Origin of the sequence: Alistipes sp. cv1, assembly GCF_900240235.1 — a bacterium.
GTDB lineage: Bacteria > Bacteroidota > Bacteroidia > Bacteroidales > Rikenellaceae > Alistipes_A > Alistipes_A hominis.
In genome coordinates, this window is record NZ_OEPW01000004.1 from 124438 (window position 1) to 145861 (window position 21424).

Genomic DNA, 21424 nt, shown 5'->3' on the forward strand with positions numbered 1-21424 from the left:
TTGCTTGAAGTTAAAAGTATTCCTAAATTTCAGGAAGTGAACAGAGCGTTAGAAAAAGAGTATCCTTCGATCGGAACCCCGCTAAAGGATCTGGATACGGTAACCGACAGTATGATTCGTCAATCGGTCGAACACAACTTAGCTATGTACGCAAAATGTCAGGAGGAGGCCCCGAAGCGCTATCGGGTCGAGACCCGAACGTTTCGCATCGGCGACCGGTTCGCGGAGGCGTTGTATAATAAGTTCGTGAACTGGATCGACCGTTTCGACAGCAAGGCGGAAGGCCCCTCCGTAGGGTATTGGGCGACTTTCCGCTGCGTGGTCGATAACGAAGTCTGGACGCTGTCCTTAAACGACGAATTCACGGCCGACGCCGTCGCGCTGTCCGACCTTTGCCGGGAGATTATCGCGGATGCCGTCGCGGGCCGCCTGGACGAGGCGAAGTATCTGGAACGGTTGGGCGATTGACGATTTTTCTTCCGAAATAAATATCCCCCTGCCCGTGCGGTTTTCGTCTGCGCGGACAGGGGAATGTTCTTGTTTTCTCCCCGGCCGGAAGACGGGGAGCCGGTTTTATCGTATTCCGGACGGGCGGCGGATTAGCGTCCCCGGTCGAAGAATTTTTTGAAAAAGAGCCACTGGTAGTCGATCGAGTTGTTCCAGTAGAGGCCGTCGTGCACGCCCGGCCGCACGATGTAGTCGTGGTCGATCCCGCGCTCCATCAGCTTGTCGTGGAAGTTGCGGTTTACTTCGGCGAAAAAGTCGCCGTAACCGCAGTCGATGATCAACGCCAGGTCGCCGTTGGCGATGCTGTCGATCTGGTTGATCGCCGCGTAGTCGTCCCAGCGCTTCGGATTGTCGGCCTTTTCGCCCAGCGCTTTTTTCATCTCCCAGTTGTCCGGGAACGGGCGGATGTCCAATCCCCCGCTGGTCGATCCGGCGGCCCCGAAGCGGTCTTTATGGCGCAGCGAAAGCCACATGGCGCCGTGCCCGCCCATGCTCAGACCGGTGATGGCCCGTCCGCTGCGATCGGCGCGCGTATGGTAACGGGCGTCTATGTCGCGGAGCAATTCCTGCGATACGAAGGTTTCGTAACGCATCGACGGATCGACGGGGCTGTCCCAGTACCAGCTGTTCTTGCCGTCCGGGCATACGACGATCACGCTGTCGCGTTCGGCCAACTGCACCAGTTCGGGTTTCACCTGCAGCCAATTGGCGGCATAGCCGCTGTAACCGTGCAGCAGGTAGAGCACCGGGTAGGCCGGCCCCGTTTTCGTCCGGGCGCCGTCGGGTACGACTACCACCACTTCGACTCCTTTGTTCATCGACGCGCTCCAGACCGACAGCGTATCCACGGTCGCGGCCTGCGCGAAAGCGGCCGAAAATAACGCAACCGACAGCAAGATCAAATTCCTTACTTTCATAATTTTTTGTTTTTCACCGATTTATGTTGGAAATAGAATTTTGTTCACGGAAAATCCGGGCGAAACGGTCGTTCAAAGTTAAAAATATTTTGCCTGATTTTGCGGGGTTTCCGTTTTTTTCGTTACATTTGCGGTCGGTAAACGATGATTTTCATGGATCTTCCGGTGAACGATAAATTTTGGTGGCGCTCGCATCTGAAACGATCGTGAGAGGCTTCACCGTGCGAGGAAAGGATCCGCAACATAATGCATAGGGCTGTCGAACTCACGACAGCCCTTGTTTTTTCGGTACGACAAACATTCAAAACATAAAAGATATGAGCACGAGAACGAAACGATTTATCCTTCCGGAAAGCGAAATTCCGACCCAATGGTACAATATCGCGGCCGACATGCCGAACAAGCCGATGCCGCCGCTCAATCCGCAGACCCGCGAGCCGCTGCGCGCTTCGGATCTCTATCCGATCTTCGCCAAAGCGCTGGCCGATCAGGAGATGAACCAGACCGACGCGTGGATCGACATTCCGGAGGCGGTCCGGGAGCAGTACAAGAACTACCGTTGTACGCCGCTGGTACGGGCTTACGAGCTGGAAAAGGCGTTGGGCACTCCGGCGCATATCTATTTTAAGAACGAAAGCGTCAGCCCGGTAGGGTCGCACAAGCTGAATTCGGCCATCGCGCAGGCTTATTTCTGCAAACAGGAGGGGATTACCAACATCACGACCGAAACCGGCGCGGGCCAGTGGGGCGCCGCGCTGTCGTACGCGGCCAAGGCGTTCGGTCTCGAATTGGCTGTCTACATGGTCAAAATCAGTTACGAACAGAAGCCTTACCGCCGTTCGATCATGCAGACGTTCGGCGCGCAGGTGACCGCTTCGCCGTCGATGTCGACCAAGGCGGGCCGCAAGATCCTGACCGACCATCCGAACTACCAGGGTTCGCTCGGGACGGCTATTTCCGAGGCGATCGAACTGGCGATGAGCACGCCGAACTGCAAATATACGCTCGGCTCGGTATTGAGCCACGTGACGCTGCACCAGACGATTATCGGCCTCGAAGCCGAGAAACAGATGGCGATGGCCGGCGAATATCCCGACATCGTGATCGGCTGTTTCGGCGGCGGATCGAATTTCGGCGGCATTTCGTTCCCGTTCATGCGGCACAACATCCTGTCGGGCAAAAAGACGCGTTTCATCGCCGCCGAACCGAACTCGTGTCCGAAACTGACGCGCGGCGTGTTCCGCTACGATTTTGGCGACGAGGCAGGCTACACGCCGCTGCTGCCGATGTTCACGCTCGGACATAATTTCGCCCCGGCCAACATTCATGCCGGCGGACTGCGCTACCACGGAGCGGGCGTGATCGTATCGCAACTGCTGAAAGACAAGATGATGGAAGCGGTCGATATCGCGCAGTTGGACAGCTTCGAGGCGGGCTGCCTGTTCGCGCAGACCGAAGGCATCATCCCCGCTCCCGAATCGTGCCATGCGATCGCGGCGGCCGTCGACGAAGCTAACAAATGCAAGGAGAGCGGCGAACAGAAGGTGATCCTGTTCAACCTGTCCGGACACGGTCTGATCGACATGGCGTCGTACGACAAATACATCGCCGGCGACCTGATGAACTACACGCTGACCGACGAGCAAATCGCCGAGAACATCAAGGAGCTCGACACGATGAAATTGTGATTCGAAAATAGTTTATAAGAGAATACTGAGATGCCCTCCTATTTTCGTTTGGAGGGCATTTCTTTTATTGGAGAATCAATTGCACGGTTTGACGATTATCGATTTTGGTAATCAAATTCAATTTTTATTTATTCTTCTGTTTGAGGAAATCTTTTGCTTTTCGTTTAAATATAATCTTTTGCAATCCGTTTTTTAAAGGATTATTCGCATAAATCAAATGTCCTTTTTTTATGATAAAAACCGGAAAATCTCTGGCGAGATTATACCGGTGTCTGTTGGCTATGAAAAAAGCATTGTTTTTGTCATATAAAACGGTGGCGCGAGGCGCTATTTTTTGAATATAGTATGATAACGTAATGGAATCTTGAGAATAAACGATATAGCACACGTTAGAGTATGATTTCAGAAATTTCTCCGTTTCTTCCATTGCTGCAATGCAGGAGGAACAGTCGAAATTATAACATGCAAATAAATATGAAGTACTGTCGCATATGATATTTCCTTGATGTACCGTATCGTATATGACACTCATCAGACAACACGATTCATCGGCAGGAGCTATCAATTCGGTTCCTTTTGCACAACTATTCAAGTAACTTAAGAGGCAAATGGCTAAGATCCATTTCACTTGTCAGTCATTTTGTAAGAAAAAACTTCCGGTTGCGGAGCAATAGAAAGTGCGTATAATGTGCTGTCATTTGCCATATCGATCGAAATGCAATCTTGATCCATAAAATAACGTGCTACCGGTGTGCCGTCCCATGTAAAAATATGCAGTGCATTTCCTTGGTTGGCTCGCTTTTCCGATAAGGTGCGTCCGGAAAACAATCCGATGATCCATTGATCCGTAACGGCAAGATCTACATAACCGTACATACATTCGGCTTCCAGTCCGACATTCCCTTTGACAATTTTTGTTTTAGGTTCGAAAAGCATGGGTCCTTTGATAAAAAAAGCCTGAGTCGTATCATTTGAATGAAAAACCTCTATTTGATCGGCATATCTACATGCAATTGCATACGACCGGTTGTTGGGACTTGCCTTGACGACGCCTATATAAGCCTGATTAACCTGCGGGTTGGCTGTTCGGGCAGAAGATATTTGCGGAGAACAGCCTATTTTCGCTTTGATTTCTCCCTTTTGGTTGAATTTGATTACCCGGCAATCTTCGAAACGACCCGTGCCGACAAACAAAGAGTCTTCCGTTCGAGCGATGCATTCCATCGGTAGCAGATCTTCCCTTAACTGCATTTTTTGTGCATAACCGGTTGCTCGTTGTAAAGCTTCGGGCAAATTGACCCGCATGATTTCAGAGGTAACCACGTCGTGAATATAAAAATTGCCTGACGAATCCGGAGCTGATAATGACCAAGCTCCCAATAGTTCATAAGGTCCCCGGCCTTTTGCGACGATGGTTTGCTGTCGCCCTGTTTTCTTTGAAAAAAGGATAACTTGGTTTTCCCTGCTCAGATCCTTGAATGCGAACAGCGAATCGTAATCGTAGATGCGTGTGGGATAACTTAACGAATCGGCTATTTGCAAAGAGGTCAGTCGAATCGAATCAGTTAAAGGAAATTCCGAAAAACTTTTGATTTGTCGGAATTCCTTGGAATTTTTGCAACCGGTCACTATTGCAACGAGCAATAGCAATATCGACCATTTTTTTAGCATAACGATTTAATAATATGTTGATTAACTTTTCTGATGCAGGTGTACGTCCATCTGCGGGAACGGAATGTTCAGCCCGACTTCGGCGAAGCGCTTGTATACTTTTTCGTTCATGTCGAAAAAGACGCTCCAGAAATTGTCGGTGCTGGTCCATACGCGTACGACGATGTTAACCGAACTGTCGCCGAGGCTCGACAGCGCGATGAAATGGGCCGGTTCGGGAAGTATCCGGTCGTCCTGTTCGAGCAACTCGGCGATCGTGGCTTTCGCCTTGTCGTAGTCGTCGCCGTAACCGATGCCGAACGTCCACTCCACGCGCCGCCGGTTCTCCTTCGAATAGTTGTTGATAATGCCGGTCGATATGCCGCCGTTCGGAATCATGATCGTTTTGTTGTCCGGCGTGTTGATGATCGTGTTGAATAGTTGGATCTCTTTGACCGTGCCGGTCTGTCCCTGCGCTTCGATGAAATCGCCTACATGGAATGGCTTGAATATAAGGATCATAACGCCTCCTGCGAAGTTCTGCAACGTACCGCTCAACGCCATGCCGATCGCCAGACCGGCCGATGCGAAGATCGCGACGAACGACGTGGTGTCGATACCGAGGATGCTGATGATCGTGATAATCAGAAACAGCGTCAGCGAGATGCTCACCAGGCTCATCAGGAAACTTTTGAGCGAAGCGTCTACCTCTCGTTTGGTCAGCATTTTGCGCAGGATGTTTTTCAGGTAGCGGATGATCCAGCGGCCGATCGCCAGGATGACCAGGGCGATCAGGATACGGGCCGAGATGTCGAGGGCGCCCCGGATGATCATGCTAATGACTTCTTCTCCCGACATGTGGGACAGGGCGGTCAGTTTTTCCGCGATTTTTTCTTTGTGCGTCGAGTCGGCCACGATCGTTTGCGCCGACATCCATAGCGATGAAAGAGTCATATTCGATTGATTTTAGTATTTTAAAGATCGAAAATAAGTTTCTGTTTCGGGAATCGCTCGTGTCGTCAGTTGCAAAATCTGTTTCCAGAGATGTTTCCGACAGGGGTGATTCACGACCGAATCCGAAATCCGGCGTGCCTTGCCGTTCCGCCAGTAGAGGCTGTTTCCGCTGACCGGGAGCTTTCCGCAGGCCAGTTGCAGAGCCGTTTCGGCACCTTGTTCGGGCGTCTTGATCAGCGGACGGAACAGCAGGTCGGCGATCGGGTCGAACCAGCGGTGCATCGTAATCATGTTTGTGTCGACGATGCCCGGATCGGCTGCGAAAACGCCGATGCCCTGGCGGGCGACCCGCTCGCGCAATTCGAGCGAGAACAGCAGCAGGGCCAGTTTCGAAGTGCCGTAAGCTCGGAAACGAGCGTAACGCTCCGGATCGGGTTCGAGCAGTCGGTCGTCGACTCGGCCGATCCGGTAGGTGCACGACAGCGTATTTACGATGCGGCTGCCGGGGTGCATCAGCGGCAGCAGGGCGAGCGTCAGCGCGGCCGTTCCGACGCAGTTGACGCCGACGGTTTGTTCGAAGCCGTCGGCCGTCAGACCGAACGTGCCGTTCATCGTTCCGGCGTTGTTCAGTAGGACGTCGATTCTTTGTCCCCGCGCTTTCAGTTCTGCGGCGAAGCGGGCGATCGAATCCAGCGAACCCAGATCCAGCGGCAGCAGCGAGATTTCCGGGTTGCCGCTCCGCTTGCGGATGCGCGTGAGGATCGGTTCCGATTTTTCCGGATTGCGGCAGGCCATCAGTACGCGGTATCCCTGCTTTGCGAGTCGTTCGGTCAACGCCTGGCCGATGCCGCCGCTGGCTCCGGTGACGATGTGTAACGGCTTATCTTCCATAGCGGTAAAATTTTGCACGACGTTTGATCAGCCGGATCAGCCGCGACGGAACGAGCGCCGCGAGCGGCATGAACAGGTGGTTGACCGCGCCCGGCGTGACACACCGGCGTCCGGCGAACAGCGCGCGCAATCCTTTGCGGGCCAGCCGTTCGGGCCGCATCAGGATGCCGAGCCGCAGTCCGAGCCGCTGATAATGCCCGCTGAGGTTGTAGAGGTCGGTGGCTACCGCGCCCGGACAAACCGCCGTCACGCGTACGCCGTAATCGTAGAGTTCGTTATGAATCGCTTTCGAAAATTGTTTCAGGTAGCTTTTGGTCGCCGCATAGACCGAAATGCCCGGGAACGGCATACCGGCCGACATCGACGACATGTTCAGTATGTAGCCTTTGCCGCGCGCTTTCATCGCCGCGCCGAAATAGCGGCAAAGCATCGTTACGGTTTGTACGTGCAGGCCGATCATCCGTTCGATCCGGCGGCTGTCCGTTTCGGTCAGATCGTCGAAAAAGAATACGCCGGCGTTGTTGACCAGTACCTCCACTTCGAACCCCTGCTGCCGGGTGTATTCGAAAAGCGAGTCGGCGGCGTCCGCGAGCGACAGGTCGCGGCAAAGCCCGTCGGCCCGTACCCCGAACTGCCGACGGAGTTCCCGCGCCACTTCGGCGATCCGTAGCTCCTCGTTGCTTACGAGCAGCAGGTCGTAGCCTTTTTCGGCGAGCAGCCGGGCGTATTGGTAGCCGATTCCGGAACTCGCCCCGGTGACCAGGGCCAGGGGCGTCGGGCGTTGCTGTGCGTTCATCGTCGTGCGTTGATTCGTTCGATTTCGTGTTGCAGGCATTTCGGCAGCCCTTGCAGGTGTCGGTGGCAGGCCATTTCGACCGAGTACATCCGGGCGATGCAGTAGTTCGTGTGCTCGCAACCGCAGCGCAACTCGCCCCGCTCTTTCATCCGATTGACGAAATCCGGTTCGTTGATCAGCGCGCGAGCCATCGCCACGCATTCGAATCCGCTGTCGAGCACCATGTCGATCTTTTCACGCGACACGAGGCCGCCGACATAGACCAGCGGCAGTTTCAGCGCTTTGCGGAATTGCAGCGCATCTTCGTAAAAATAAGCTTCGCGGAACGGTACCGACGGGATCATCCAGCGTCCGGCCAATTTGACGCCCGCTTTGAGCCATAACTGTTTCATGTAGTAAGTCAGCGTGCGGATCGGCATCTGTCCACGCATTACGTACATCGGCGCGCGGCTGACGAATCCGCCGCTGAGTACCAGCGCATGCGCCCCGCACGCTTCGAGATTGCGCGCCACTTCGATGCAGTCGTCGATTTCGAGCCCGCCGCGGAAGCCGTCGCGCATGTTTGTCTTGACCAGCACCGCCATATCGCTGCCGGCAGCTTCCATCGCCTCTTGCATACATATTTTCATGAAGCGCATCCGGTTTTCGAGCGATCCGCCGTATTCGTCGCGCCGCCGGTTCGTGTACGGCGACAGGAATTGGCTGATCAGGTAGCCGTGTCCGGCGTGTACTTCGACGGCGTCGAATCCGGCTTCGCGGGCCAGTTTCACGGCCGTGCCGAACGCTTTAGCTATTCCGGGGATTTCGTTTTTGCGCAGCCCCCGCACGAAGGTGGGGGAGTAGATGTTGAATCCGGACGAAGCGGACAGCGGCGTGCAGCCGCAGATGCCCCGGTGCGACATGTTGCCGCAGTGTCCGATCTGGATTCCGGCGGCGGCGCCTTCGGCGTGGATGGCGTCGGTGATCCGGCGCAGACCCGGCACGATCTCCGGACGCAGCCACAACTGATGCGGAAACGACAGACCGTTGCGCGTTACCGAAGCATAGGCCAACGTCGTCATTCCGATGCCGCCGCGCGCGACGCTGCGGTGGTAGTCGTACAGCAGGTCGGTCGGCGAGTTGCCCGCGCACATGCCTTCGAAGGCGGCGGCGCGAATCGTGCGGTTGCGGAGGGTCAGCGGTCCGATCTTGCACGGAGTGAACAACAGCGATTCTTTCATTTCGTTGTGCTAATAAATATAAGGGATAATCCGTTTGCGGCGCTGCGTGCGCAGTTGTTCGCCGAATAGTTCGTTGTAACGTTTGTAGATGGCGTCGGCGCGCGGTACGAGGTTCGCGAACGTCCAGATCGCGAATACCGCTCCGGCGGCCGACCAGGTCAGCACGGCGAATCCGATCCATTCGACGATCTCGCCGAAATAGTTGGCCGAGGTTACGTAACGGAACATGCCGCCCTGCGGCAGGTAGTGGTTGCGGTCGCCCGGCTTGCGCAGGCGGCGGATGATCCGGTCGGAGTGGATGTTGACGGCCATTCCTGCGAAAAAGATCAGCGTGCCGACGATGAACTGCGGCGACAGCAGCCATTGCGGCGTGTAGTAGCCTTCCGGAGCTATGTAAAAGATCCAGCCGCCCTGCATCAGAGCGTTCAGCACGTTGAACGTCACGCCCATCAGTACGATCCCGAGCGGCATCGTGCTACGCCCTTTCAACAACAGCGGGTAGACGAACGCCCGGTTCAGGTAGTGGAGCTGGAACAGCCCGAAAAAGACCAGACATACCGCATCGCCGCGGCGCGGGGAGCAGAGGCAGAGGATACACATGGCGATGAAAACAGGGGCTTCCATCGCGATCCAGCCGAGCCGGTTGTCGATTTTCGGACCCCATTTCCCGTCGCGCAACATGCCGTACCCGGCCCGGACGAAAAACAGCGCGATGAAAACCACGACGGCCAGCGCCGTCATCCCTGCCAGAAAGAGGTCGTAATAGTGTGAAAGATCGGTCATATTCTTCGGATGATTATGGAAAACAGCACCCAAGATACAAATTTTTTTTAAATGGCGGCGACCGGATTTTTCGGAAAGCCGGCGCTTTCCGAGCATCCGGGGTACGAAACTCCTCATGCCGGCCGTTGCACGGCGACCGGCGACGGCGACTCGTCGCGCCGTATAAATTTCACCGAATATCCGAAATATTTCGACGGTATTTTTCGTTCGAATAATATGCCGGAACCTGTGGCGGCGGTACGGGTAATTGTAAATTTTCTATTACGGAAGCACTTCGGAAGGTATGGGACGGAAGTGTTTATCGTTCTTATTTGTAGTATCTTATGCTCCGTTTGGAGAGGAACGGCCGTTTTGTGTCAGCGTCAGGGCTTTGTAAAATAAGATATCTTTTTTTGTGTAGTTTGAAAATTTTAGTACTTTTGAAGTTGTGATGATTCAAAATTTCATGCGTTTCGTGCGGTTTCCGACGAGCCGACAGCGCGTTAAACGTTATTGAAAGGATGAAAACAGGTATGGTGCGGAAAGGGAATCGTAAGTTTTTTTAACGAAAGCAATACAGGCGCAGGTACTTGACCATGAAAAACGGGGTTGCGGGATTTTAGAGTGATGACAATGTGCGGGGCTGGAAGCGGCGGAATTGGAGAGCGGAAGCATGTTGCCATCATTTGTGTTGAATCGCGAGAACGTACCGGTCGGCGAGGGGGTGAAATTTTCAACTAATTTTAACATAAAACTAAATTTTAACAACAAAACTCAAAACTTTATTCATTATGGAAGCCAAGGCAGTAAATTTTAAAACGGCAAAAGGCATTAAATCAGCATTCCTGGTTATTGTATGTTGCTTTATTTTAGCTGTATGCGTGTTTCACTTCGTACTGGGTGATCCCGCGAACTTTATGAATAACGACCCGAACAACCACCCGCTGCCGGGTAACTTCAAGGGTACCATTTATAAAGGGGGCGTGATCGTGCCGGTTCTCCAGACGTTGTTTTTGACCGTGATCGTGCTCAGTATCGAACGCGCGTTCGCCATCACCAAGGCCAAAGGAAAAGGCAACGTCACCAAATTCGTCAAGAACGTGAAGGAAGCTCTCGACAAGAACGATACCGCTAAAGCCCGCGAACTTTGCGTGAAGCAGAAAGGTTGCGTTGCAAGCGTCGTTTACTCTACGCTGACCAAGTACGAAGAGATGGAAAAAGACACCACGCTGGCCAAAGAGCAGAAACTGATGAACATCCAGAAAGAGCTCGACGAAGCTACCGCATTGGAAATGCCGTCGCTGCAACAGAATCTGGTGGTTATCGCGACCATGACCACGCTGGGTACCCTGATCGGTCTGCTCGGAACCGTTATCGGTATGATCAAGTCGTTCGCCGCACTGGCAACCGCCGGTTCTCCGGACTCCGTAGCGCTGTCCGCCGGTATTTCCGAGGCCCTTATCAACACCGCCTTCGGTATCGCAACCGGTGCTCTGGCCGTTATCTCTTACAACTTCTTCACCAGCAAAATCGACAAACTCACCTATAGCATCGACGAAGTAGGGTTTACCATTGTTCAGACTTATGCTGCAACGCATAAAGCCTAACTTTTAAAAAAAAAATTACTTCTCGTTATGGCTAGAGTAAAAGTAAAAAAACAGAGTACATTCATCGACATGACCGCGATGAGCGATGTGACGGTGCTCTTGCTTACTTTCTTTATGCTTACGTCCACTTTCATCCAGAAGGAGCCGATACAGGTTTCGACCCCGGCTTCCGTGATGGAGATCAAGATACCCGAAACCGATATTCTCCAGATTTTGGTGGATAACGACGGCAAGGTGTTCATGAGCATGGACAAGCAGGAAGACCGCGTGGCGGTTCTGGAGAAAATGGGTGAAGAGTACGGGATCGCGTTCACGCCCGAAGAAGTCAACAAATTCAGGTTGGCTCCGTCGTTCGGGGTGCCCATCGGTCAGATGAGGTCTTTCTTGGCGCTGCCCGAAGACGAGCAGGACAAGATTTTGAAAGACTACGGGATTCCGACCGACAGCACCGACAATCAGTTGAAGTCGTGGGTCAAGAATGCCCGGTTACAGAACAGGGATCTGCGGATCGCCATCAAGGCGGATCAGGCTACGCCTTATCCTATCATCAATACCATTATGACGTCGCTTCAGGATATCCGGGAAAACCGGTACAACCTGATCACCACGTTGAAAGTGGTCAGTACAGACAATTAATGCCGTCGCATAAGATTTAAATATTATGGCTGAAATACAAGAAAACAACAGCGGCAAAGGTAAGGAGGGTAAGGGCAAACAGAAAAAGATGACCATCCGGGTCGATTTTACCCCGATGGTGGATATGAACATGTTGCTCATTACGTTCTTTATGCTTTGTACCTCGTTGAGCAAGCCTCAGACGATGGAAATTAGTATGCCGACCAAAGATACGCAGGAAGATATGCAGACGAAAGTGGCGGCATCCCGTGCCATTACGCTCCTTTTGGGAGAAGACGACAAGGTTTATTATTACCTGGGAGAACCTAATTATCAGGACTATACGTCGCTCAAGGAGACGACTTACACTCCGGACGGCCTGCGTGCGGTTCTGCTGGCGCGTAATGCCAACGTCGTGGCACGGATCAACGAATTGAAGAAAAAGAAGCTGGACGGAGAGATCACCGAAGAGGAGTTCAAGACGCAGTCCACCGAGATCAAGAAAGACGAGAACGCTCCCGTCGTTTCGATCAAGGGAACCGACGAGTCGACCTATAAAAACCTGATCGACGCGCTGGACGAAATGCAGATCTGCAACATCAGCCGTTACGCTATCGTGCCGATAGCCGAAGGCGACCTGTGGCTGATCAAGAACCTGAAATCTGCCGGCGATCTCGGCAAGAACAGTGAAATGGCGCAAAACTAATAGTACACATTAAATCGAAAAAAAATGAGTGATTTGGATTTGAATTCGAAGCAATGGTGCGAATTAGTTTTCGACGGGAAAAATACCGAATTCGGCGCATTCCAGATGCGTCAGGAGTCGACGTCCCGTCATAACAAGGCAATGATTATCGTAGCGATCCTGGTCGTGCTGATTATCACGCTGCCCGCGCTGTTCCGCTACATTGCTCCGAAAAAACAGGAAGAAGTCAAAATGACCGAAGTGACGCAGTTGACCAAACTGCCGCCCCCGGAAGTGAAGAATAACGATGTGATCAAGAAGGTGGACGCTCCGCCCCCACCGCCGTTGAAGAGCTCTATCAAGTTTACCGCTCCGAAGATCGTGAAAGACGAGGACGCGGATCGGGAGGACGTGAAGACGCAGGAAGAAATTATCAGTGCGAAAGTTGCGGTTTCCGTGGCCGACGTGAAGGGTAACGACGACCTGTTCGGTACGGACATCCAGGACTTGAAGGAGATCGCGATCGACACGCCGCAGGAAGAAGTGCAGGAGACCGTATTCCAGACGGTCGAGCAGATGCCTTCGTTCCCCGGCGGTATGCAGGCGCTGAACAAGTACCTGAAAGATAACCTGAGGTATCCGACGATTGCCGCCGAAAACGGCGTTTCGGGAAGGGTCGTACTGCGTTTCGTCGTATCGAAAAGCGGTAAGATCGAGAACGTCGAAGTACTCGGCCCCGTAGACCGCGCGCTCGACGAGGAAGCGGTTCGCGTGGTGAAATCCATGCCCGCATGGGTTCCCGGTAAGCAGAACGGAAACGCCGTAGCGGTGTACTACACGCTTCCGGTTACGTTCGTGCTGGGACAGCAGTAATCATCTTTATTTATCAAAAACCCTGCTTAAATTTCAATTTAAACAGGGTTTTTGTTTTTTAAGGCAGGTCCGGTTTTTGATATCAAAATATGTCGTATGAAAAAACAAAATGATGAAGAACGCAAGCCCGGCGGCATGAGTAAAATTTATTACGTTTTCGGGTTGTTCATGATAATATTTTACGTCGGTATGGCGTATATTATGATATTTTCGCCTATATTTGTAGAACGCATATCGGCTCCGCTGCGTTACGGGATGGGAGCGCTCTTTTTTCTGTACGGTATTTTCAGAGCATACCGGCAGATCAAGGACCGGTAATATCGAATGAATTATGTCAAAGGCAGGTAAGTTTTTAGGGATCGTTTCGGTGGCAATTGCGGCTGCGTGGATTTTTACCTCTTGCTGGGGAAATAAAGCGAAAGACAAACATACGGATACGGCTACTTCCGGAGTGATACAGATCAGCGCCGACGAAAGTTTCCGGGACATCGTGCAGCAGGAGATCGACGTGTTCGAGAGTATTTACGTACAGGCCGGAATCATGCCGATTTATGCCAGCGAGGTGGACGCGATCAACCTGTTGCTGAAAGACAGCGTGCGCCTGGCGGTCGCGTCGCGTCAACTGACCGAGGCCGAAAAGGAAGGGCTCGCCCAGAAAAAACTGTTCCCGAAGGAGATCAAGATCGCTACGGACGGCATCGCGCTGATCGTCAATAAGCAGAATGCGGATTCGATGATCTCGATTCCCGACCTGCGGGAGATTCTGACCGGACGGATTACCCGGTGGAATCAGTTGAATCCCGGTTCCAAGCTCGGCGACCTGCAATTGGTTTTCGACAACCAGAATTCGAGTACGGTACGTTTTGCGATCGATTCGATCTGCCGCGGCGATTCGCTGGCAGGCAACCTGAGCGCCCAGCACGACAATGCGGCCGTGATCGATTACGTGTCGAAAACGCCTGGCGCGATCGGCGTGATCGGCGTTACGTGGGTGGGCAACAAGAGCGATTCGACCCGGATGACGTTCTCGGAGCTGGTGACGGTGATGAGCGTCAGCCGCGAAACCAAAGCGACGCGAGAAAACAGCTACAAGCCTTTTCAGGCCTATATCGCATTGGGACAGTATCCGCTGGTTCGGAATATGTACGTACTGCTGACCGATCCGCGCAGCGGGTTGGCGTCGGGATTCGCCACGTTCATGGCGTCCGATCGCGGCCAGCGGATCATTCTCCGTTCCGGCATCGTACCTGCGACGCAAAATGTGCGGATCGTAAATGTACGCGAAAATTTGTAATTAAAAATAGCTTAACTAACTGATTAAAAATGGGTTCTAAAATTAGTGTTTTGACCCTCGCTTTGATGATGGGGGCGACTTCGCTTTTCGCAGAAGATAATGGAAAAGCGATCGATTACTACAAGGTAGGCATGTACGGCGAAGCCAAAAAGGAGTTGTTGGCGAATCTGCAGAGCGGAAAGACGGACAAGGCCGAAGTGTGCTATTACCTGGGCGAGCTCTATTCGGCCCAGAACATGAAGGATTCGGCGGCTTATTACTATAAGGAAGGGATCGTGGCCGATCCCGATTACGTATTGAATTCGATCGGCGAACTGAAACTCGACCTGGCGAACAACCCGAACGCCGACAAGGCTTTCAGCGGTTTTCTGACCGGTAAGAATAAGAAGAATCCCGCCGTTTACATTGCGATTGCAAGGGCTTATCTGCCGGTTTCGACCGCCAAGGCGATGGAATACATGGAGCAGGCGCGCGCCGTCGCTCCGAAATCTCCGGATGTTTTCATTCTCGAAGGAGACATCCTGGCCGCTAAAAAGCAGTACGGCGATGCGGCGAGCCGCTACGAGCAGGCTATCTATTTCGATAACAAATGCAAGGAGGCTTATTTCAAATACGCCAAGATTTACAGCCGTTCCAATCCGCAGTATGCGATCGATATGCTGAACAAGCTGATCGAGATGGATCCGGAATATACGGTCGCCTACGGGGAGTTGGCCGACGTATATTACAAGAACGAAGAGTTTGCCAAAGCGGCGGACGCTTTTTCGAAATACGTGAACGTCGAGACTTCGGATATGAAGGATCTGGCGCGTTATGCGACGCTGCTGTACTTCAGCGGCGATCAGGACAAAGCCTTGGAACTGGTAACGAAGGTGTCGCAGCGAGAGCCGAACAACACGGTTCTGCGCCGTCTTAACATGTACATCAATTACGACAAGGGCGACTATGCGAAGAGCCTGGAGCTTGCCAAAACGCTGATGGGACAGGTGGAAGACAGCTCGAAGCTGATTACGCGGGATTATATGTATTTCGCGCGGACGCTTTCCAAGAACGACCTGCATAAGGAAGCCGCCGAAGTTTTCGAAAAGGCGGTAAACATGGACACGGCGCGCGTGGAACTGCTCAAGGAGATGGGTAGCGAATACGAGGCCGTGAAGGATTACGACAAGGCGATCGGCGCTTACAAACGCTATATCGATCAGGCCAAGGACGTCAAGCTGAACGATTATTTCAACCTCGGTAAAGTCTATTATACGGCCGGCGCGTCGATTCGTCCGACCGAAGACGGAGTGGTTATGACCGAAAGCGATTCGATGCGTATGGTCGATTACCTGAAAGGGGCCGACAGTCTGTTCGCGCATGTCGTGGAAAAGGCTCCGGAAAGCTATCTGGGTTACCTGTTCCGCGGACGCGCCAACTGGGCCATCGATAATCCGCAGGCTCCGAAGCTGGCCAAGCCGTTCTACGAACAGGCGATTGCCGTTATGGAAAAAGATCCGCAGAAGAATGCGGCCGGTCTGATCGAGGCTTATCGCTTCATGGGGGTACACTACATCGGGCTGGAGGACTATCCGGCATCGCTCGAGTACTGGAAAAAGATTCTCGAACTGAATCCCGACAATGCGGAAGCCAAACGGATGGCGGAGGTGTTGCCGCAGTACATTCAGCAGTAATTTTTAGCGTGACAATCACTCAAATCCCGTCCGGGTATCCGGACGGGATTTTCGTTTTTCGCGTTTCCCCGCCGCGTCCGGTCGTACGGGCCGTCCGGAACGGTCGTTTCGGAATGTTAATAAAAATTTGTAAAAATTAGGAATAAAAAAGGGATATAATTTTTTCTCTAAACAAATTCAGCTATTTTTGCATCGTTTTTAATCCATTTATCATTTGTGCCTGTAAATAGTATACCGATACCGTTTAGAGGCCTTTTTGGTTATCAAAGCAAATAACTATGGATCTGACTTTATTGCTGGTCGTTATTATTACGGCAGTATTTCTTGTAGTGGCGGCACTCAGTCTCGACAAATGGCTCTCGCCGCGATCGTTCAACAAACAAAAAGGGGAGGCCTACGAATGCGGCATCCCGACGCGCGGTAAATCGTGGATGCAGTTCCGGGTAGGGTATTACCTGTTCGCGATTTTGTTCCTGATTTTCGACGTGGAGGCGATGTTCATGTTCCCGTGGGCCGTTATCGTGCGCGAAATGGGTGTCGACGGCTTGCTGAACATCCTGTTCTTTTTGTTGATTTTGGTATTGGGTCTCGCCTATGCGTGGAAAAAAGGAGCTTTGGAATGGAAATAAAAGGAGTCAACATCAAGTCGATGAAATACGACGCGTTCAATGACAACGAGTACATTGAACAGCTCAGAGCGGGCGGAGTGAACGTCGTCGTCGGCAAGCTGGATCAACTGATCAACTGGGGGCGTTCCAATTCGCTGTGGCCGCTGACGTTCGCGACCAGTTGCTGCGGTATCGAGTTCATGGCGGTCGGTGCGGCGCGCTATGACTTTGCCCGGTTCGGGTTCGAAGTGACTCGGGCCAGTCCGCGCCAGGCCGATGTGATCGTCGTGGCCGGCACGATCGTGCATAAGATGGCCCCGGTGCTCAAACGGCTGTACGACCAGATGGCCGAGCCGAAATACGTGATCGCAATGGGCGCCTGCGCCATTTCCGGCGGCCCGTTCAAAGGATCGTACCACGTGCTGGAAGGGGTCGACAAGATCATTCCGGTCGATGTGTACGTGCCGGGGTGCCCGCCGCGTCCGGAAGCGTTGCTGTACGGTATGATGCAGTTGCAGCGTAAGGTCAAGGCCGAACATTTCTTCGGCGAGGTGAACAGAAAGGAAAAGAAAGAATCCGCAGACCATGAATAATATCAAAGATAAGTTAGCGCTTATGGCTCCGTCGCTCGTGTTCGGGGAAGGGGAGCCGTTGACGGTGACCGTGCCTGCCGGGCAATTCCGCGACGTGGCGAAAAGCCTGCGGGACGATCCGCAGATGCGGTTCGACCTGCTGCTGTGCATGACCGGGATGGACTGGGGCGAAACGCTCGGCGTGGTTTACCACCTGCGTTCGACCGAATTGGGACACGAAATCGTGCTCCGGACGGAGACCGCCGACCGCGAGAACCCGGAATTGCAGAGCGTGTACGACCTGTGGGAATCGGCCAACCTGAACGAACGCGAAGTGTACGATTTTTTCGGCATCCGCTTTATCGGGCACCCCGATATGCGCCGGCTGTACCTGCGCAACGACTGGGTCGGCTATCCGTTCCGCAAGGATTACAACGCTTCGCCGGACGTCAATCCGGTCAGACTGGATTCCGACGAAACGCTCGACACGGCTCCGGCTTACGAGCTGAAAGACGGCAAGGTCGAAAAGCACGAAAACGTGCTGTTCGAGAACGACGAATACGTGGTCAATATCGGGCCGCAGCACCCGGCTACGCACGGCGTGTTGCGTTTCCGGGTTTCGCTGGCCGGCGAAACGGTGCAGAAGGTGGACGTCCACTGCGGTTACATTCACCGCGGCATCGAAAAGATGTGCGAGAGCCTTACTTATCCGCAAACTTTGGCGCTGACCGACCGGCTCGACTACCTGTCCGCGCATCAGAACCGCCATGCGCTGTGCATGTGCATCGAGCAGGCGATGGGGATCGAAATCCCGGAACGGGTGCAGTACATCCGCACGATCATGGACGAGTTGAACCGTCTGTCGTCGCACCTGTTGTTCTGGTCGACGCTGTGCATGGACCTCGGTGCGCTGACGGCGTTCTTCTACGGGTTCCGCGACCGTGAGATCGTGCTGGACATGATGGAGGAGACCACCGGCGGCCGGTTGATCCAGAACTACAACATGATCGGCGGCGTGGCTGCCGATATCCATCCGAACCTTGTTAAACGGGTAAAGGATTTCATAAAATACCTGCCGAAGATGCTGGACGAGTACGACGAAGTGTTTACCGGCAACGTGATCGCGCAGCAGCGTCTGAAGGGGATCGGCATCCTGCCCAAAGAGGTGGCGGTTTCGTACGGCGTGACGGGTCCGTCGGGCCGCGCTTCGGGGTGGAGCTGCGACGTGCGCAAGCTGAAACCATACGGCGTGTACGACAAGGTGCAGTTCGACGAAGTGATCCGCACCGGTGGCGATTCGTTCGACCGTTACTTGGTGCGCGTCGATGAAATCCGCCAGTCGCTGCATATTCTCGAACAATTGATCGACAACATTCCTGCCGGCGACTACGCCGTGAAGACCAAGCCGATCATCCGTCTGCCGGAAGGACAGTTCTTCAGCAGCGTGGAGGCGAGCCGCGGAGAATTCGGCGTTTACATCGAAAGCCGGGGCGACAAGTTCCCGTACCGCATGAAGTTCCGCTCGCCGGGACTGCCGCTCGTATCGGTGGTTGATTACCTGGCCAGCGGCAGCAAGATCGCCGACCTGATCGCGATCGGCGGTTCGCTCGACTACGTGGTACCCGATATCGACAGATAACAAACTTTAATCCAACAACGATATGTTATTGAATACATATACAGACAGTATTGATTTCAACGCGGTGACCGGATGGGTGCACGATACGCTGAGCGGGATGATGCCGGCCTGGGGCGTGACGCTCACCGAGTGCGTGCTGATCGGCCTGTGCCTGTTGCTCGGTTATGCGGTGATCGCGCTGGCGCTGATCTACGTCGAACGCAAAGTCTGTGCTTTTTTCCAGTGCCGCCTCGGGCCGAACCGGGTGGGGCCTTACGGAACCGTGCAGAGCGTAGCCGATATGATCAAGATGCTGATCAAGGAGCTGATCACGATCAACCATATCGACCGTTTCCTGTTCAACCTCGCGCCGTACATCGTGATTATTTCGTCGGTGCTGGCATTCGGCTGCCTGCCGTTCGCCAAAGGTTTCGAAGTGCTCGATTTCAACGTCGGGATCTTTTTTCTGATGGCGGTGTCGTCGATCGGGATCGTCGGCATCCTGCTGGCCGGTTGGTCGAGTAACAACAAATATTCGCTGATCGGCGCGATGCGAAGCGGCGCGCAGATGATCAGTTACGAATTGTCGATCGGACTGTCGTTGATGACGATGGTCGTGTTCGCCGGAACGATGCAGCTTTCCGAGATCGTCGAACGCCAGGCCGACGGTTGGTTCCTCTTTACGGGGCACATTCCGGCGGTGATCGCTTTTTTGATCTACCTGGTGGCCGGTACCGCCGAGACGAACCGGGGGCCGTTCGACCTGCCCGAGGCCGACTCGGAACTGACGGCCGGTTACCATACCGAATATTCGGGGATGCACTTCGGTTTTTTCTACCTGGCCGAGTACCTGAACCTGTTTATCGTCGCGGGGGTCGCTACGACGATGTTCCTCGGCGGATGGATGCCGCTGCACATCGCCGGTTGGGAAGGCTTCAACGCCGTGATGGATTTTATTCCGTCGATCGTATGGTTTCTGGTGAAGGTGGGCGTGGTTATTTTCGTCATCATGTGGTTCAAGTGGACGTTCCCGCGACTGAGGATCGACCAACTGCTGAAGCTCGAATGGAAATACCTGTTGCCGCTGAACCTGCTGAACCTGCTGCTGATGGTGATTATCGTTGCGTTCGGATTGCATTTTTAACCGCCGAACCGGCCTATAAACAAACGGAATATGAATGCTTTTAAGAATTACATAAGTTCCTTTTTCAGCGGGCTGTCGTCGCTGTTGAAGGGGATGCGCGTTACGATACGGGTTTTCTTCCGTAAGAAGACGACCGAGCAGTATCCCGAAAACCGCGATACGCTGCAGATCTTCGACCGTTTCCGCGGGGAGTTGGTCATGCCGCACAATGCGAACAACGAGCACAAGTGCGTAGCCTGCGGGATCTGTCAGATGAACTGCCCGAACGGATCGATCAAGGTGATCTCCGAGACCGTAACCGACGAGGAGGGTAAGAAGAAGCGGGTGCTTACCAAATACGTGTACGACATCGGAAGCTGTCTCTACTGCCAGCTTTGCGTGCGCACCTGCCCGCACGGAGCGATCGAGTTCGACAACAAGTTCGAGCATGCGGTCTTCACGCGCGACAAACTGGTGCGTCAGCTCAATCACGAAGGTTCAACGTTAGAAAAAAAATAGACGGAAATGGAAATTACCTTGCAACAGGCCGGTTTTGCGTTTCTCGCTGCGGTGATCGTCGTCTTTTCGGTGATGACGGTGACCACGAAGCGGATTCTGCGAGCTGCCACATATCTGCTTTTCGTGCTTTTCGCCACGGCGGGCATCTATTTTCAGCTTAACTATTCGTTCCTCGGCGCCGTGCAACTGCTGATTTATGCCGGCGGCGTCGTCGTCCTGTATGTTTTCTCGATCTTGCTGACCAGTTCCGACGAGGAGAAGAAGACGCCGCTGCGCAACCGCCGCGTCGTCGCGGGCTTGGCCGCTTCGGTGGCCGGCGCGGTGCTCTGCATCTTCCTGCTCGTGACCCATTCGTTCGGCCCGTCGCAGTTCGCCGGTGGGGAGATCGACATGCACACGATCGGCCACGCGATGATGGGAACCGGGAAATACCAGTATTTGTTGCCTTTCGAGGCGGTCAGCGTGCTGTTGCTGGCTTGTATCGTCGGAGGTTTGTTGATTGCACGTAAACGGAAATAGCGCTATGGAAATACAAATGGAATATTACCTGATCGTCAGCGCCGTGATGTTTTTCGCCGGCGTGTACGGGTTCATCACCCGGCGCAACCTGATCGCCGTGCTGATCTCCATCGAGTTGATCCTGAATGCGGTGGATATCAATTTCGCCGTGTTCAACCGTTACCTGTTCCCCGGACAGCTCGAAGGGTTTTTCTTCACGATCTTCGCGATCGCCATCGCAGCGGCCGAAACCGCCGTCGCCATCGCGATCATCATCAACATCTACCGCAACCTGCGTAACATCGAGGTCAAAAACCTCGACGAACTGAAAGACTAACTTTAAGGACAGAAAAA

Annotated in this window: 23 protein-coding genes; 16 read left to right on the forward strand and 7 right to left on the reverse strand. The window is 53.5% G+C overall.

Translation table 11 applies throughout. The annotated features are described in order from the left end of the window. The first annotated feature begins 36 nt into the window (after positions 1–36). Positions 37–468, forward strand: coding sequence for a hypothetical protein (locus tag C1A08_RS13110; RefSeq protein ID WP_145996540.1), 432 nt, complete (start codon positions 37–39; stop codon positions 466–468). 131 nt (positions 469–599) lie between these two features. Here the strand turns inward: C1A08_RS13110 and C1A08_RS07775 are convergent, their stop codons facing one another. Then, the gene (locus tag C1A08_RS07775) at positions 600–1424 is read right to left on the reverse strand and encodes an alpha/beta hydrolase (RefSeq protein ID WP_101572566.1); all 825 of its coding nucleotides are present in this window, start codon (positions 1422–1424) and stop codon (positions 600–602) included. A gap of 317 nt (positions 1425–1741) precedes the next feature. Between C1A08_RS07775 and C1A08_RS07780 the strand changes: the two genes are divergently transcribed. After that, a complete protein-coding gene (locus tag C1A08_RS07780; RefSeq protein ID WP_101572567.1) occupies positions 1742–3112 on the forward strand; it encodes a TrpB-like pyridoxal phosphate-dependent enzyme in 1371 nt (456 codons plus the stop codon). 624 nt (positions 3113–3736) lie between these two features. Here C1A08_RS07780 and C1A08_RS07790 read toward each other — a convergent pair. The 6 genes from C1A08_RS07790 to C1A08_RS07815 are packed head-to-tail and all read right to left on the reverse strand — an operon-like array spanning position 3737 to position 9364. Continuing rightward, positions 3737–4783 carry a BF3164 family lipoprotein gene (locus tag C1A08_RS07790; protein WP_101572571.1) on the reverse strand — a complete coding sequence of 349 codons (1047 nt, stop codon included), beginning with the start codon at positions 4781–4783 and terminating at the stop codon, positions 3737–3739. Positions 4784–4804: 21 nt separating this feature from the next. Continuing rightward, on the reverse strand, positions 4805–5716 hold the full coding sequence (locus C1A08_RS07795) for a mechanosensitive ion channel family protein (RefSeq protein ID WP_081032590.1): 912 nt from the start codon (positions 5714–5716) through the stop codon (positions 4805–4807). A gap of 12 nt (positions 5717–5728) precedes the next feature. Beyond that, positions 5729–6607, reverse strand: a complete 879-nt coding sequence (locus tag C1A08_RS07800) for an SDR family NAD(P)-dependent oxidoreductase (RefSeq protein ID WP_101572573.1) — start codon at positions 6605–6607, stop codon at positions 5729–5731. Further along, a complete protein-coding gene (locus C1A08_RS07805; RefSeq protein WP_101572574.1) occupies positions 6597–7403 on the reverse strand; it encodes an SDR family NAD(P)-dependent oxidoreductase in 807 nt (268 codons plus the stop codon). Before C1A08_RS07805 ends, C1A08_RS07800 begins: the two co-directional genes overlap by 11 nt. Continuing rightward, positions 7400–8623 carry an NADH:flavin oxidoreductase gene (locus C1A08_RS07810; protein WP_055204786.1) on the reverse strand — a complete coding sequence of 408 codons (1224 nt, stop codon included), beginning with the start codon at positions 8621–8623 and terminating at the stop codon, positions 7400–7402. The genes C1A08_RS07805 and C1A08_RS07810 overlap by 4 nt, the downstream gene beginning before the upstream one ends. Positions 8624–8632: 9 nt before the next feature. Beyond that, positions 8633–9364 carry a DUF1295 domain-containing protein gene (locus tag C1A08_RS07815; RefSeq protein WP_055205139.1) on the reverse strand — a complete coding sequence of 244 codons (732 nt, stop codon included), beginning with the start codon at positions 9362–9364 and terminating at the stop codon, positions 8633–8635. Positions 9365–10176: 812 nt separating this feature from the next. Between C1A08_RS07815 and C1A08_RS07820 the strand changes: the two genes are divergently transcribed. The 14 genes from C1A08_RS07820 to nuoK all read left to right on the forward strand — a co-directional run bounded on the left by C1A08_RS07820 (position 10177) and on the right by nuoK (position 21407). After that, a complete protein-coding gene (locus tag C1A08_RS07820) occupies positions 10177–10992 on the forward strand; it encodes a MotA/TolQ/ExbB proton channel family protein (RefSeq protein WP_055204790.1) in 816 nt (271 codons plus the stop codon). A 27-nt stretch (positions 10993–11019) separates the two neighbouring features. Further along, positions 11020–11628, forward strand: a complete 609-nt coding sequence (locus tag C1A08_RS07825) for an ExbD/TolR family protein (protein WP_055204793.1) — start codon at positions 11020–11022, stop codon at positions 11626–11628. A gap of 25 nt (positions 11629–11653) precedes the next feature. Continuing rightward, positions 11654–12313 (forward strand): ExbD/TolR family protein, encoded by a 660-nt coding sequence (locus tag C1A08_RS07830; protein WP_101572576.1) that lies wholly within the window; start codon positions 11654–11656, stop codon positions 12311–12313. Between the two features lie 24 nt (positions 12314–12337). Continuing rightward, a complete protein-coding gene (locus C1A08_RS07835; protein WP_101572578.1) occupies positions 12338–13165 on the forward strand; it encodes an energy transducer TonB in 828 nt (275 codons plus the stop codon). Between the two features lie 96 nt (positions 13166–13261). Further along, positions 13262–13483 (forward strand): hypothetical protein, encoded by a 222-nt coding sequence (locus C1A08_RS07840; RefSeq protein ID WP_228385796.1) that lies wholly within the window; start codon positions 13262–13264, stop codon positions 13481–13483. A gap of 13 nt (positions 13484–13496) precedes the next feature. Then, positions 13497–14459 carry a PstS family phosphate ABC transporter substrate-binding protein gene (locus tag C1A08_RS07845; protein ID WP_055204799.1) on the forward strand — a complete coding sequence of 321 codons (963 nt, stop codon included), beginning with the start codon at positions 13497–13499 and terminating at the stop codon, positions 14457–14459. 50 nt (positions 14460–14509) lie between these two features. Then, the gene (locus C1A08_RS07850) at positions 14510–16132 is read left to right on the forward strand and encodes a tetratricopeptide repeat protein (protein WP_147387368.1); all 1623 of its coding nucleotides are present in this window, start codon (positions 14510–14512) and stop codon (positions 16130–16132) included. Between the two features lie 278 nt (positions 16133–16410). Next, on the forward strand, positions 16411–16761 hold the full coding sequence (locus C1A08_RS07855) for an NADH-quinone oxidoreductase subunit A (protein ID WP_055204804.1): 351 nt from the start codon (positions 16411–16413) through the stop codon (positions 16759–16761). Then, entirely contained in the window at positions 16752–17333 is a 582-nt protein-coding gene (locus C1A08_RS07860; RefSeq protein ID WP_055204806.1) for an NADH-quinone oxidoreductase subunit B, read from the forward strand. Before C1A08_RS07855 ends, C1A08_RS07860 begins: the two co-directional genes overlap by 10 nt. Further along, positions 17326–18951, forward strand: a complete 1626-nt coding sequence (locus C1A08_RS07865) for an NADH-quinone oxidoreductase subunit D (protein WP_055204807.1) — start codon at positions 17326–17328, stop codon at positions 18949–18951. The genes C1A08_RS07860 and C1A08_RS07865 overlap by 8 nt, the downstream gene beginning before the upstream one ends. 22 nt (positions 18952–18973) lie before the next feature. Further along, positions 18974–20074 (forward strand): NADH-quinone oxidoreductase subunit NuoH, encoded by a 1101-nt coding sequence (nuoH, locus tag C1A08_RS07870; protein ID WP_055204809.1) that lies wholly within the window; start codon positions 18974–18976, stop codon positions 20072–20074. 30 nt (positions 20075–20104) lie between these two features. Continuing rightward, the gene (locus C1A08_RS07875; RefSeq protein ID WP_101572582.1) at positions 20105–20572 is read left to right on the forward strand and encodes a 4Fe-4S binding protein; all 468 of its coding nucleotides are present in this window, start codon (positions 20105–20107) and stop codon (positions 20570–20572) included. 6 nt (positions 20573–20578) lie between these two features. Further along, on the forward strand, positions 20579–21091 hold the full coding sequence (locus tag C1A08_RS07880) for an NADH-quinone oxidoreductase subunit J family protein (RefSeq protein WP_055204813.1): 513 nt from the start codon (positions 20579–20581) through the stop codon (positions 21089–21091). Positions 21092–21095: 4 nt separating this feature from the next. Next, positions 21096–21407: an NADH-quinone oxidoreductase subunit NuoK gene (nuoK, locus tag C1A08_RS07885; RefSeq protein ID WP_055204816.1), complete on the forward strand. Its 312-nt coding sequence runs from the start codon at positions 21096–21098 to the stop codon at positions 21405–21407. Positions 21408–21424 lie beyond the last annotated feature (17 nt).